At 61.3% G+C, this 13,534-nt stretch carries 11 protein-coding genes and 1 pseudogene; 1 reads left to right on the forward strand and 11 read right to left on the reverse strand.

All coding sequences use genetic code 11. The features are described 5' to 3' along the window. Positions 1-43: 43 nt before the first annotated feature. The 8 genes and pseudogenes from N2599_RS30405 to N2599_RS30440 all read right to left on the reverse strand — a co-directional run bounded on the left by N2599_RS30405 (position 44) and on the right by N2599_RS30440 (position 7,693). Positions 44-2,722 (reverse strand): ATP-binding protein, encoded by a 2,679-nt coding sequence (locus tag N2599_RS30405; protein ID WP_027514004.1) that lies wholly within the window; start codon positions 2,720-2,722, stop codon positions 44-46. Between the two features lie 478 nt (positions 2,723-3,200). Beyond that, positions 3,201-3,474 (reverse strand): annotated as a pseudogene (locus tag N2599_RS30410) (type II toxin-antitoxin system prevent-host-death family antitoxin). Positions 3,475-3,746: 272 nt separating this feature from the next. Beyond that, positions 3,747-3,959 (reverse strand): GDCCVxC domain-containing (seleno)protein, encoded by a 213-nt coding sequence (locus N2599_RS30415; RefSeq protein WP_084606804.1) that lies wholly within the window; start codon positions 3,957-3,959, stop codon positions 3,747-3,749. 150 nt (positions 3,960-4,109) lie between these two features. Beyond that, the gene (locus tag N2599_RS30420) at positions 4,110-4,802 is read right to left on the reverse strand and encodes an SCO family protein (protein WP_027514006.1); all 693 of its coding nucleotides are present in this window, start codon (positions 4,800-4,802) and stop codon (positions 4,110-4,112) included. A gap of 6 nt (positions 4,803-4,808) precedes the next feature. After that, a complete protein-coding gene (locus N2599_RS30425) occupies positions 4,809-5,177 on the reverse strand; it encodes a hypothetical protein (RefSeq protein WP_063829638.1) in 369 nt (122 codons plus the stop codon). Then, complete coding sequence (locus N2599_RS30430; RefSeq protein WP_084606805.1) at positions 5,174-5,743, reverse strand: TlpA family protein disulfide reductase; 570 nt, start codon at positions 5,741-5,743, stop codon at positions 5,174-5,176. The genes N2599_RS30425 and N2599_RS30430 overlap by 4 nt, the downstream gene beginning before the upstream one ends. A 54-nt stretch (positions 5,744-5,797) precedes the next feature. Next, positions 5,798-6,238 (reverse strand): DUF411 domain-containing protein, encoded by a 441-nt coding sequence (locus N2599_RS30435; RefSeq protein ID WP_027514007.1) that lies wholly within the window; start codon positions 6,236-6,238, stop codon positions 5,798-5,800. A gap of 27 nt (positions 6,239-6,265) precedes the next feature. Next, positions 6,266-7,693 (reverse strand): multicopper oxidase family protein, encoded by a 1,428-nt coding sequence (locus N2599_RS30440; protein ID WP_051336875.1) that lies wholly within the window; start codon positions 7,691-7,693, stop codon positions 6,266-6,268. Positions 7,694-7,924: 231 nt separating this feature from the next. Between N2599_RS30440 and N2599_RS30445 the strand changes: the two genes are divergently transcribed. Next, positions 7,925-8,128: a hypothetical protein gene (locus N2599_RS30445; RefSeq protein ID WP_027514009.1), complete on the forward strand. Its 204-nt coding sequence runs from the start codon at positions 7,925-7,927 to the stop codon at positions 8,126-8,128. Positions 8,129-8,452: 324 nt separating this feature from the next. Here N2599_RS30445 and N2599_RS30450 read toward each other — a convergent pair whose 3' ends face one another. Genes N2599_RS30450 through N2599_RS30460 form a run of 3 tightly spaced genes read right to left on the reverse strand, consistent with a single transcriptional unit; the run spans position 8,453 to position 13,460 of the window. Next, positions 8,453-11,623 carry an efflux RND transporter permease subunit gene (locus N2599_RS30450; RefSeq protein ID WP_027514010.1) on the reverse strand — a complete coding sequence of 1,057 codons (3,171 nt, stop codon included), beginning with the start codon at positions 11,621-11,623 and terminating at the stop codon, positions 8,453-8,455. Beyond that, entirely contained in the window at positions 11,620-13,059 is a 1,440-nt protein-coding gene (locus N2599_RS30455) for an efflux RND transporter periplasmic adaptor subunit (protein ID WP_027514011.1), read from the reverse strand. Before N2599_RS30455 ends, N2599_RS30450 begins: the two co-directional genes overlap by 4 nt. Next, positions 13,056-13,460, reverse strand: a complete 405-nt coding sequence (locus N2599_RS30460; RefSeq protein WP_027514012.1) for a FixH family protein — start codon at positions 13,458-13,460, stop codon at positions 13,056-13,058. Before N2599_RS30460 ends, N2599_RS30455 begins: the two co-directional genes overlap by 4 nt. Positions 13,461-13,534: the final 74 nt, after the last annotated feature.

The raw sequence follows: 13,534 nt of genomic DNA on the forward strand, positions 1-13,534 counted from the left end.
ATTTCCCGGCGACTGGTACCCTAAATTCTCAAGCTTGCTCGAATTAGCTATCGACAGCGCGCGGAGCGTCAGCGGCTGGCAGGAGCCATGGCTCGCCGCGCAGGCGCAGGAGGACCTCCATACGATTAGCGGCGTTGAATTTGCCGAGGACGGCGGAAACCTGATGCTCGATCGTGCGCGGGGAGCGCGACAAACGTTGGGCGGCTTCCTTGTTGCTCATGCCCGCTGCGATTAAGGCGAGCACTTGTTGTTCGTGCCACGTCAAACCAAGCGGATGATGGCGGGCCACCCCATATGGCCCTCTGCGGGCTTTCGGCAACTGGCTTGCAACACCCAGGCGCTGCGCCTGTTTTCGGGCGAGCGCCGCAGCGGGACGCGCCTCCAAGGTCTCGAACGTCGTGACGGCACGACCCAATGCCGGCCCGGCATCGGCTCCGCGAACCTGCATCAGGGCAAGCGCCGCTTCATAAGGAAGCCCCAGGCGATCCCACTCCTTTGCCGCCGCCAGCGGATCGCCGCGGAGCTCGGCGGAATGCGCCAAGGGAATCTGCGCCTTCGGCGCCGGCAGCGGGATGGTCATGCCGCATCGCCGCCACCACACTGCCAGTTCGCCGAAATCCCAGGTACGGAAGTTATCGAGATCCATCTTGACGAGGACGCTTAATTGCTCATGGCCGGCACTGTCGTCTCCGTCAAGCCAGGCCGCTTCAGCCAGCGCAAGGCGGACTGGCACAATGCGTTGGAGCTCGCCGGTCGCCAATCCCTCTTGGAGCGCCTGCTGGAGAAGCGCCAAGCTGCCGGGCTCACCTAGTCGCGCGCGCACCCTTCCGAGCACAGTGAGCGCCGGCAGGTGCATGACCATCGGTAGGCGTTCCAGGTTCATGACCCCCTGCGCAACGGTCTCAGCTTCGCGAAAACGGCCCTGCTCCATGCGAAGCTGCGCCTGCCGGCCGAGCAGGTATTGCGTCGCTGAATCAAGGTCGTGCCTGGTGGCGAACGCGATACCTTCGGCCAACAAGCGTTCAGCCAGGACAAAGTCCTTGGACACGACGGCGCATTCCGCGAAGTTGGTGTAGGCTCGCGCCGCATCGTCGTGAAATCCGTGCTCGAGCGCCAGCGCCAGGCTTTCCTCCAGCCGCTCGCGGCCGCCCGGACGGTCGGCGAAAAGAAGCGCGGTGCCGACATTGTTCAAAGCGTGGACGCGCGTTTCGATTTCGCCCAGTCGGTCGGCCAGTGAGATCGCGCGCAAGCCCCAATCGATCGCTTCGTCGAAGCGATAATGCAGCATGTGAAGCTGAGAGCGCGTGCTGTAGGCCATCGCCAGTTCCGAGCAAGGCGGCAAGTTTTCCATTTCGCGCACCGCCTGGTCTGCGTAGTCCTCCGCCGGCTGGCCTTCGCCGCGGCGCCAGTGCAGCCGTGACAGCCTGCACAGATTAGGACCGATCTTGTCGGTGCGTCCGAGGTCGCGCCAAATCGCGATAGCACGATGGTGCGCCTCAATCACCGGTTCATAGTGTAGGAGAGCCATTCCCGCCTCATAGGCCCAGTTCTCGTAAAGGTGTGCGGCGAGCTCCGGTGTAGCTTGTGCGACGTATCTGAGAGCTGTCGCCAAATGTGAAGCCGCCTCTCCGTGAGCGCCAAGACGCGCCGCATGTGCCGCGGCTTGTGGCGCGAGTTCGAGAACGCGCGCCCCATCGTTAGCCCCGGCAGCGTGGTGTATCCGGCGTGAAAGCAAGCCAGACGCATGGGTCGTGATGAGTTGCGATATCGCCGCCTCCACCTTTGCATGAAGCGACCTCTGAAGGCTCGGCGGCAGCCGGTCGAGCGTTGCCTGCCGGGCAAGTTCGTGTCGAAACATCACGGCGCCCTGGTCGTCTCGCCGCAACAATCCGCGCGCCACGCATTCGTCCACCAGTGCTTCGGCCTCTACGCCGAGCAGAGGCCGGATGAGCCACGGTTCCACGCTGCCGGGCACTATGCTGATCACCTCAAGCACTTTGCGCTCACCCGCTGTCAGCCGAGACAGGCGCGCCCAGACCGCATCGCGTATGGAATCCGGCACCCGCCCGGGCTCCACCTCGCCGCTTGCCAAAAGTTCGGTGATGAAAAAGGGGTTGCCCTCCGTAACGCGATAAAGGTCGGCCGCGCTGCGGCCGGCCTGCTCAGCCAATACCGTCACCGCTTCGGGAGACAACGGCCCAAGCGCTATGCGGGTGACTGATGCGGACGGAAGATCGCCGATCACATGCGTCAGGGGATGATCGGCGCCGATTTCATCACTGCGCAGACTGAGCACCAGCACGGTTGGAAGCAAGGAGATGCGGCGGCCGAGGTATTTCATGAGGTCGAGCGTCGCGTTGTCGGCCCAGTGGACGTCCTCGAAGATCAGTACGATCACACCACTGGCGTGCTGGAGCACATTCAGCAGTGCCGGAAAGAGCCGCTCCTGCGGAGCCGCCTGATCGAGCAGTGCTGCAACGCGCGGATCAAGCAGGTGCCCCATGTCCTGCAAGGGTCCGAGCGGGCGCGGCGTGAAAAGCGCCTCGCACCAGCCCCACAAGACCTGACAACCGTTGTCGGCATGCTCCGCGAACGCGCGCAGGAGGGAGGTCTTACCAATCCCGGCTTCGCCTTCGAGCAGCACAGTGCTGCCGTGCCCGGCCGCAGCGTTGTGCATTGCACTCAGCAAAGCTTCGAGTGGACCCTCTCGGTCGAGCAGCATCGCGAACCCTCTTCGTCGAGAGTATAACAAATTAGATCATTTTGGCACAATGAGGTCTGTTCGAGTTTACGGCCGTATTTCGTCAGCAAAAGGGATAGGTTTTCGCTTTTTCCTCCTCAGAATGTTAAGTAATCCTCTTGCGGTTGCTTCCGAGTTATACTTGAAACCGGAGCGCGCGGAGATCTGAGCAATTCATTATTGCCACTCATACATCTTTAGATCGCAGAAAGGACAATTTTAAAGTCGATCGCACGCATCAGGGGAAATCAGATTCCAGCGTCATCCGAAAGCGTGATGAAAACAATCACCGAGATTGAGACCATGGCGGTAACAGTCAAGATCACCGTCATGTCGTGAAAGCCTCACGCCAACGGCAACCGGCCGACCTTATGGCCCTCGGTCTCACCCTTGCCGGCCTCCCTCGCCCAAAGATAGGGATAACGGATTACCGTCGTGGTCTGGATGTCGTCATAGCCGCTCATCGGCTGACCTCACGGGTCTCCGCATAGGCGTCGACCGCGGCCTCGAATTCGTCGAGCAGCTCGCGCGGCATTGTTTCAGGCCTGCCAACTGTCCGAGCACCGAATTGCCCGCATCAGCCGCTCGTAGTCATCGATGTTGAGAAGCACGAGGCGCGGTTTGTTGCGTTGGGTGATCGTGACCGGATGGCGTAACGCCTCGGCGATGATCTCGCCGGATCTCCGGGAAAGATCGCTTGTGAAGATCGCTGCAAGAGGACTTGACCTTACCACCACTGGAAACCTTAGGCTTGCCGAAAAGGTGGAGGTTGCCTCGATGCGCACTCGCCCCGATCAACTCGAAGAGAACATCCTCACTCTGTTCAACCGGGCCTGTCGCCAGAGCCGATGGGAGGTTGCCGAACATCTGCTCCGTGCGCTCGAAGCGTCGAGCGATGAGGGTGACGGTTGCGAGCCGCCTTGCGTTCGTAGTCCGCTCACCGACGCCTACCTCTCAATCGCAAGTCTTCACTCGAAACAGTGACGGCCTGCCAAGAGCGATCCTATCAGCAGCACCCACACTGCCGTTGAACCGGCGGACACCGCACCGAGCCGAACGAACAAAACACGCAGCAATCTCCGGGCTTTGGACGAAGCAGCCTCTTGCAATTGGTGCATTCGTAAAAGAACTGACAGGCATCCGTGGGCATGGTCTCGCGTTTGGCAAAGCCGCAATACGGGCAGGTCAACATGGATTCCAGAATGACGGCAGATGTCATTGCCATTTCCTCACTTCAGCCAATGCAAACGAGCATCGGCACGTTTCCCGGAGCCGGAAAGAGGACGTCGACATTCGTCATCGACCGTCTGCGCGGCTGCGGAGCGGGAACCGGCTGCATCGGAAAGCGAATCGTCGGAGAGGTTCGGTATCATCGAAACAATCCCTCCAATTTCTCCCATAGGCTCGGCTCTGGATGTCCGTGAGGCTTCTGGGTTCGGTTGGTGAGCGCGTTGACGAAGACAACGAGGTTGACCGGCTCGAACTTCAACGTGTGAAAGCGGGCTCGAAGGCGGCCGTCCTGATCGATGACGTGAGTGACGATCCCGTGCATCTGCATGCCCTGTTCGCTTTCCGTGAACTTGAGGCCATAGGCCTCGGCGATCTTCCGGGTGCTGTCTTCGGCCTGATCCGACGCGGCGGTCAGAAAGATCCAGTTCTCCGGATCGAGGCCGTGGGCCTTGCCGTAATCGCGCAGGACCTCGCCGGTGTCGCGCTTCGGGTCGGTCGTGATGGTGACGAATTCGACCATCGCCTTCATCGGCGTCTGGTTGATCATCGCTTGGAGTTCGGCGACTCGTTCACTGTGAAGCGGGCACACATCCGGGCAGTTGGTGTAGATAAAGTTCAGCACGACGACCTTGCCGTGCAGACTGGCAAGGCTCACGACGCGGTGATCGGCATCCTCCAACGTGAATCCGGGCGCTTCGCTGTCGACCGGCTGGAAGTATGTCTCCTTGGCGCGGAGGTCCTGGCCAACCTCACCGAGCGAATGCGCCAGTACCGAGGCGACGCAAGCCACCGTCACCGCGATGGCCAGCAGGGCTGAATGCAATGTGCGCATGGGTCGTCACCTTTCGACAGCGGTGGCCGCGTCGTCTTGCCCGGACGAGCAGCACGACCGCGGTGGCCCGATCGGAAGAAAGTCGGATTGGATCTGCGGGCGGACCGCGGATGATGCCTTGCCCTGAAGCCCGGCCATGCGGTTCATGCAGAGCCCGAGCGCGCACATGGCGACGCAGGGCAGCGCGCTCAGAATCAATGGCGCAACACCGGCAGCGACCAGCCAGTTCCAGTTTAGTCCCAGGCCGAATGCAAACATTAGGTCTCCGAGGACGACGAGCCCGCGCTGCCCTCGCAGCCAGGAAGGAAGCCGGCCGGCGAGCGGCCGCGAGGAGGTAGCGTGCGGAGGTGCCTTGGCCAAACTCGGTTTGTTCATAACGGTTTCTCCTTGTCCTGCCTGGTCTGAGGAGCCCCTGGTGGCATACTGTCTTTCCCGATTATCGATCCGAGGAAGGAAATCATATCGGGTGCGTACCAATCGGCAGGCCCCACGAGCCGTCCGAGCTCCTGTCCCTGCCGGTCGATGAGCAGCGTCGTGGGTAGGCCGATGGTGCCGAGCGCAAACCCTGCCTTGGTCGTCGCATCAACGTGGATGGCGAGATGTTGGATGCCGGTCTCGTCATAGAACTTCTTCACCGCCTCCGGCCCGCCGCGATCGATCGAAAGCGCCACAACCTCGAAATCCTGGCCGCCGAGAACTGCCTGAAGCCGATCGAGCGTCGGCATCTCCTCCCGGCAGGGCAGGCACCATGTCGCCCAGAGATTGAGGAGGACGACCTTGCCGCGAAACATCTCCAACGTCTGCGGCCTGCCGGCTTCATCGGTGAATTGAAGCGCGGGAACTGGCTCTGGCGTATCGCGTAGCACAAAGTTCTTCGGCGGCTCGGCGGCGACGGGAGATGCCAGGACAACGAGGAGTGCTGCCATGAGGAATGATTTCATAGCGTCTCTCCCCCTGCGCTGATTTCAGTCACGGACATGTTCTGACGTCCTCGATCACTCCGTCGCGTAGACGGCCGGAGGTTTGCCGTCCTTCGTGACGGAGTAGATCGTGAACGTCTCGGTCTTCGTGCCGACCATGCCGGGCGAGCCCATCGGCATCCCTGGCAATGTGATGCCGGCGATGGCGGGCTTTTCCGACAGGAGCTTGCGGACGACGTTTACCGGCACGTGCCCGTCGACCACATAGCCGTCGATGAACATGGTGTGACAGCCTTGCATCTCCGCCGGCACCCCCGCCTTGCGGCTGATCTCGGCAAGGTCGTTGGTGGGCTTGACCTGGACGCTGAAGCCGTTGTCGCGGAGATAGACGGCATAGCCCTCGCAGCAACTGCACTGCGGGTTCTTGTAGAGCGTTGCCTGGAGGGGCTCGGCCAGTGCGGGAATCGGCAGGAACAGCATGGCGGTCCCTGCGAGGAGAAACGTTCGTCTTTGCATGAGAGTGTCCTTTCTTCAGGTTTAAGTTCAGGCGACACGCAGCACGGTCATCATGCCGCTCATCTGGTGATCCATAACGTGGCAATGCAGCATCCAGTCGCCGGGGTTGTCGGCGACGAAGGCGACTTCGACGACGTCCTTCGGCGCCATCAGCACCGTGTCCTGCCATTGGCGGTGCGGGACCGGCTCGCCATTGCGGCTCAACACCCGCATGCTGTGGCCGTGCAGGTGCATGGGATGCCACCAGGCTGTCTGGTTGCGCAGGATCAGTGCGACGCTGCGTCCGCGCTGGAACGTGAGGGCAGGCTTCATGTCCGCATGGCCGTCGCCGGTCATCGACATGCCGTTGATCGCCCAGGCCGGGCCGCCGGCCGTCCCCATCATCCCCTGCATCATTCCACCACCGTTCATTCCGCCCATTCCCGCCATCATGCCTCCGCCCATCATGCCGCCCTGGAGCGTCAGGTCATGACGTTCGGTGGCGGCAGGGTCGGGGTCCGGCAGGGGATTGCGCGGCAACACGAACGGAGCATCGAGCGGATGCGAGCGAAGCGGCGGAGCCTCTTCATAGGCGAGCTCAGTCAGTTGGTAGGAGAGACCGTCGTAGAAATCGTCGACGACACCGTAGCGCCGTCCCGCTTCCCCCTGCATGTCGAGCACGACATCGACGCGCATGGCCGGACCGAGCAGGATGCGGCCGGCCTCGGGCTCATGCGGGTCGCAGGGCTGGCCGTCGATCGCGACGACCACCGGATTGTGCTCCTCGAAACGCAGCGCCATGATCCGGGCAAGCGAACCGTTGACGAGGCGAAGGCGGACACGTTCGCCGGCTCGGACCGGTTCTGTCTCCGAGACCTCGCCGTTCAGGGTGACGGTGTTGCCGATGCGGCCGGACATCGCCGCTTCCATCCGGTTGCTGAAGCCCGAGGCGATCTCGCCCGTTTCCCTGAGCCGCCAGTCAGCCAGAAGCCAGAGCAGATCGCGGTCGACGGCGACCAGGTCGCGCTCCTCAACGATCACGGCTCCGGCGAGGCCTCGGCCAAGCTGCTCAAGGCTGTTGGCGTGCGGGTGGTACCAGAACGTCCCGGCGTCCGGCGGCGTGAACTCGTAGACGAAGCTCTCGCCGGACCTGATCGGCGGCTGCGTCAGGCCCGGCACGCCATCCATGGCGTTGGGCAGCCTGATGCCGTGCCAGTGGACCGTGGTGTCCTCATCGAGCCGGTTTTCGACGACGAGCCGAGCCGGTTCGCCTTGCCGCAGGCGCACGAGCCGCCCCGGCACGGTTCCGTCGTAGGCCCAAACGCCGGTCTCCGGACGATCTGGGCCTGCGAGACGCGAGCGCGCCTGGGCGGCGACGATTCGGTACTCGTTCGAGTCTGCACGCACCTGCGATGACGGCAGCCCAGCGGCCAATAAGAGGCCCGCACCGGCCTGGAGAAAACCCCGACGCGACATGCGGCCATTGAATTCGGTACTCACGGTCGATCCTTCCGATCATCGTTGATGACGGGACGCGTGGCCTTGTTGGTTGGGATCACCTCCGGGCCGATGCGCACAAAAGCGCAGACGCGTTCGTTCGCCCGGCTTGATCGCTTTAAGCGACGGCCGGAACGTCAGCCGATGTCGGTGGTTCGCGGAGGGTCAGGATCGGGTGGCGCTCGCGTGCCATGAAGGAGCGAGTCACTCATGGAGAACGAGACGAGCTGTCTGACAACCGGCACGGATACTCCCTCGGGAAGCACGGCGAGGACGGGCATCGTGCAAACGACGCTGCATACCATCGCCTTCATGCCGTCGTCACTGCCCGCCGGGCAGTCCGGGCAGCCGTCATGCATCGAACCGGTCATGTCGGAGGTCATCGCCATTTTCATCCACATGCCGGTTGCCTGAGCGGCGGAGAGACTCATCCCCACGGCGACGAAGACCGCGAGGAACACGGCGACAAAGCTGCGAGCCGACCAGCGTTTCATAGCAGTAGAGAAGATGCCGCTAAAATGCGTCGAACACAAGCCGTGACGCGTCTGACCGCATCCCGACGCTCACGTTGTGAAACGACTGTCCACGACGCGGGCGCACATTTCAGCGGTAGAACAGATACTTGATCAGCGCGGCGATCACGAGGATGACCACGACCAGTCCCAGGAGACGCGCAAGCCCCAGGCCCCACATCATGCCGCCGCCCATGATATCGTTCATCATCGCATTCTCCTTTCATCACTCAGCCGCCTCGAGCCTGTCGTCGCTCTCTTCGATGAGCTGATCGGACAGCGATGCTGACGGAAGCCGCCATCCCTTGACTAACCCGTAGACGGCAGGAATTACGACCAGCGTCAGCAGGGTCGACGACACCATGCCGCCGATCATCGGCACGGCGATGCGCTGCATGATCTCCGATCCGGTTCCGGTTCGCCAGAGGATGGGAACCAGACCCGCCATGATGGCGACGACGGTCATCATCTTCGGCCGGACGCGTTCGACCGCGCCGACCATGATGGCCCTGTTGAGATCACCTCGCGTGAACAGCCGCTTTTCGGCCTCGCATTTCGCGCGCTGCTCCTTCATGGCGTGGTCAAGGTAGATCAGCATGATCACCCCTGTCTCCGCCGCGACGCCCGCAAGCGCGATGAACCCGACGGCAACCGCGACCGATGCGTTAAATCCCACCCACCACATCAGCCAAATGCCGCCGACCAGGGCGAACGGCAGGGACAGCATGACGATCATTGTCTCCGTCAGCCTCTTGAAGTTCAGGTAGAGCAGCAGGAAGATCAGCGCCAGCGTCAGGGGGACGACGACGGCAAGCCGCGCCTTGGCCCGTTCGAGATACTCGAACTGACCGCTCCAGGCGACGGAATAGCCTGCTGGCATCTTCACGCTTTTTGCGACGGCCTCCTGAGCTTCCGCCACGTAGCCGCCCAAGTCTCGATTGGCGATATCAACGAAGATGTAAACGGCAAGCTGACCGTTCTCCGTCCGGATTGTCGTGGCCCCGCGTGTGAGTTTGACATCGGCCACTTCCCCTAAAGGCACCGACCCGCCGCCCGGCAGCGATACCTGCACGTCCCGGGCAATAGATTGCGGGTCACTTCGGGAGGCTCGTGGATATCTGATGGCCACGCCGTAGCGCTCCCGTCCCTCGACCGTCGAGGTGACGACTTCAGAGCCGAGCGCCATGCTGATGACATCCTGGATATCGTTGATCGTCAGGCCGTATCGCCCGAGGGAGATACGATCTGGAACGATGTCGAGATAATAGCCACCGATGACCCGCTCAGCGTAAGCGCTGGAGGTGCCGGGGATAGTTTTCAGGACGCTTTCGATCTGGCGAGCGACCTTTTCCATCTCCCCGAGATCGGTACCGTAGACTTTGACACCGACGGGCGTCCTGATCCCGGTCGACAGCATGTCGATGCGGGCCCGGATCGGCATCGTCCAGGCGTTTGAGACACCTGGAAACTGCAAGGCGGCGTCCATCTCCTGTTTCAGGCTGTCGGTCGTCACACCCGGCCGCCACTGCGACTTCGGCTTGAGAGTGATGATCGTCTCGAACATCTCTGTCGGAGCCGGGTCGGTGGCGGTCAATGCACGGCCTGCCTTCCCAAAGACACTCTCGACTTCGGGGAACGATTTGATGATGCGATCCTGCGTCTGCATCAGTTCGGCCGCCTTCGTCACTGATATGCCCGGCAAGGTGGTCGGCATATACATCAGCGTGCCTTCGTCGAGGTTGGGCATGAATTCGCTGCCGATGTGCTTGACCGGCCATGCGGTTGCCGCCAGGATCGCGACAGCGGCCAGGATGGTAAGCGTTTTGACGTTGAGGACGCCCGCGATCACCGGTCGGTAAATCCAAATCAAAAAGCGGTTCAGCGGGTTCTTATGCTCCGGCACAATGCGGCCCCGCACAAAAAGGATCATCAAGGCAGGAACAAGTGTGATTGAGAGGAATGCTGCCGCCGCCATGGCGAACGTCTTGGTGAAGGCGAGCGGCCCGAACAGCCGTCCCTCCTGAGACTCCAGGGTAAATATCGGGAGGAACGATACGGTGATGATCAGCAGGCTGAAGAACAGTGCCGGACCGACCTCGCTGGCGGCATCGACCAGTATCTTGATCCTGGGCTTGTCTGGCGCAGCGCGTTCGAGATGCTTGTGGGCATTCTCGATCATCACGATGGCCGCGTCGATCATCGCCCCGATGGCAATGGCGATACCCCCAAGGCTCATGATGTTTGCGCCGATACCGAGCAGCTTCATCGCGATAAAGGCGATGAGGATGCCCACCGGCAGCATGATGATTGCCACGAGAGCACTGCGAACATGCAGAAGGAAGGCAACCGTTACCATTGCGACGACAATGGACTCCTCGATCAAGGTGCCTTTCAACGTCTCGATGGCGGACTGGATCAATGTTGATCGGTCATAGACCGGCACGATCTTCGTGCCGCCGGGGAGGCTGCTTTGGACCGAAGCCAAACTCTTCTTCGCGTTGTCGATCACGGTCAGGGCATTGGATCCGAACCGCTGCAGGACAATGCCGCTTGCGACCTCGCCTTCGCCGTTCAGTTCGGTTATTCCTCTTCGTTCATCCGGAACAAGCTCCACCCTGCCGACGTCGCCCAGCCTGAGAGGCGCGCCGCGCTGGGTCTTGAGCACGATGTTCTCAATATCGCTGATACCCTTCAGATAGCCGCGTCCGCGCACCATGAACTCGAATTCGGAAAGCTCGATGGTTCGGCCCCCGACATCCGTGTTGCTGGCCCGAACCGCATTGGAAATGTCGGTAAGCGATATGCCCTGAGCCTTCAACCGAGAGGGATCAACGACGATGGAATACTGCTTCACAAACCCTCCGACGCTGGCCACTTCCGCCACGCCCTCCGACTTGGAAACACCGAACCGCACGACCCAGTCCTGCAGCGAGCGGAGTTCAGCAAGGGTCAGGTTCTTGGCGACGATGGCGTACTGATAGACCCAGCCGACACCCGTGGCATCTGGGCCGAGCGTCGGTGTCACTCCTTGGGGCAAGCGGCTCGACGCCGCGTTCAGATATTCCAGCACCCGGCTTCTCGCCCAGTAGGGGTCGGTGCCGTCTTCGAAGATGACGTAGACGAAGGAGACGCCGAAAAAGGAGAAGCCGCGAACGACCTTCGACTTCGGCACCGTCAGCATCGACGTTGTCAGCGGATAGGTCACCTGGTCCTCGACCACCTGCGGGGCTTGCCCCGGATATTCGGTGTAGACGATCACCTGGATGTCTGAGAGATCGGGAATGGCGTCGAGCGGAAGGGACCGTAGGGCATAGATACCGCCCGCTATGGCAAGCGCCGCGCCGACGAAGATGAGAACGAGATTGTGAGCGGACCAGGAGATGACGCGGGCGATCATGGCTTCACCTCTTCTGTCGCCATGCCGCTTAGGGCCGAGTTGAGATTACTTTCGGCGTCAAGAAGGAAGTTCGCCGCCACCACCACCTGATCGCCTGCTGCGATGCCTTTGGTGATCTCGGTCTGCTCCTCGCCGCGCATGCCGAGGGCGACATCCTTCGGCTCGAATTTACCGTCGCCCTTGTCGATGAAGACAACCTGCCGGTCGCCCGTATCAATGACTGCACTGTTGGGCACGGCGACAACGGGCTCCTGTACGCCAGCTTCGATCTCGACGTCGGCGTACATGTTGGCCATCAGAATACCGTCCGGGTTTGGAAGCTCGATCCTGACTTTCGTTGTCCGGGTCTCCTGCTGGATTTCGGGATAGATGAGATCGACGGTTCCTTCGAAGATCTGGCCTGGGAGGCTCCGAACCCTCACGGCAACGGGAACTCCTTTTTGAATGGAAGCCAGATCGAATTCCGGGATGTCGGCGATGATCCAGACATGGGAGGTGTCCGCAATCCGAAACAACGGATCACCCGGTTTCGCCATCATTCCGGTTGTCGCCATGCGTTCGAGGACAACCCCATTGCGCGGGGAAACATATTCGATGCTGGCTGGCACCTGATGCTTCTCGGCGATGCTCCGGATCACTTCGTCCGGTACACCCAGGTTCTTCAGTCGAAGCGCCGAACCAGCATCGCTGCGCAGATCGCCCTTCCCCGCAGCGAATTCCGACCCAGCGGTGGCGATCTCCCGAGAATAGAAGTTGAAGAGGCTCTCTCCCTTGCCGATGCGGTCACCCGTCGTCACATTCGCCACGTCATCGATGAAGGCATCTGTGCGCATGGAAATGACACTGATAAGCCGCTCGTCCAAGGCCACCGTTCCGGGCACCCGGATTTTGCGGGAAATGCTCGCCATTTCCGCCGTGGCCGTCCTGACTCCTGTACGCTGCAGCTTGCCCAGCGAGACCTTAACCGTCGATGCGTCGGGCTGATCGCCTTCAAAGACCGGAATGTAGTCCATTCCCATGGAATCCTTCTTCGGCACCTTGGAAGTGTCCGGAAGCCCCATTGGGTTGCGGTAATAAAGCACCTTGCGTTTCGTCGCGGCCGACCGTGACGCTTTCGTTTTTGGCTGGTCGGAGGCTTCGGTCGTTGTGATGCCTGAGGCTGTAAAGCTGACGTCTTCACTTTCTCGGACGGACACGAATTCGCGCCCATCGGGTGTTTTCCTGGGTTTGGCAGAATATTCGGCAAGGCCGTCGGGATGACGGTAATAAATAATCGGCCCCGACCCTTCAGGCTTGCTCGGCTGAGCTTCGGCGACGGCCATGTCGACGAGCATGTGGAGTTGCTGCTGGCCTACTCCCCGGGCACCAGCCAGGTACGCTCCCCCGCCGACTACGGCGAGGGAGGTAACGGCGACCAGCCATGTTGCGGTCTTCACGGGGTGGCCTTGACGACGACTTCACCTGTCACGGTTTCGCCTTCGCCCTGAACTTTCGCCCCAAGCTGAAAGCGCCATCCGCCTTCCATGCTCAGATTGGTCTTGAATTTGTAAGTCCCCGCCTGTTCCGAGGGCAGTTCCTGGACCTGCGTGGTCATCGTCTCCATACCTTCAGGGGCCATGTCCATACGGGTGGTGAAAATAACCGCGTCAGATACGGCCTGACCGTTTCGTTTATCGACGAGACGAACAGAGACTTCGGCGTCGGATCCCTGTCTCACCTCTTCTGACAGAAGCTGAAACTCATAGTCCTGAGGGCTGGCATAGGAAAATGTCGATGAGGCTGACAAAACGACAACCGCGGCGAGGCTTCCTCGCGCAAAGTTCCTTGTGGTTTTCATAGTTCACATCTCTATAGGCGGGCCACGGCCTCGCCAGGAAACAGGTAGCCGCACTCGCGCTCACGCAAGCAGCG

It is taken from the genome of Rhizobium sullae (genome assembly GCF_025200715.1).
Lineage (GTDB): Bacteria > Pseudomonadota > Alphaproteobacteria > Rhizobiales > Rhizobiaceae > Rhizobium > Rhizobium sullae.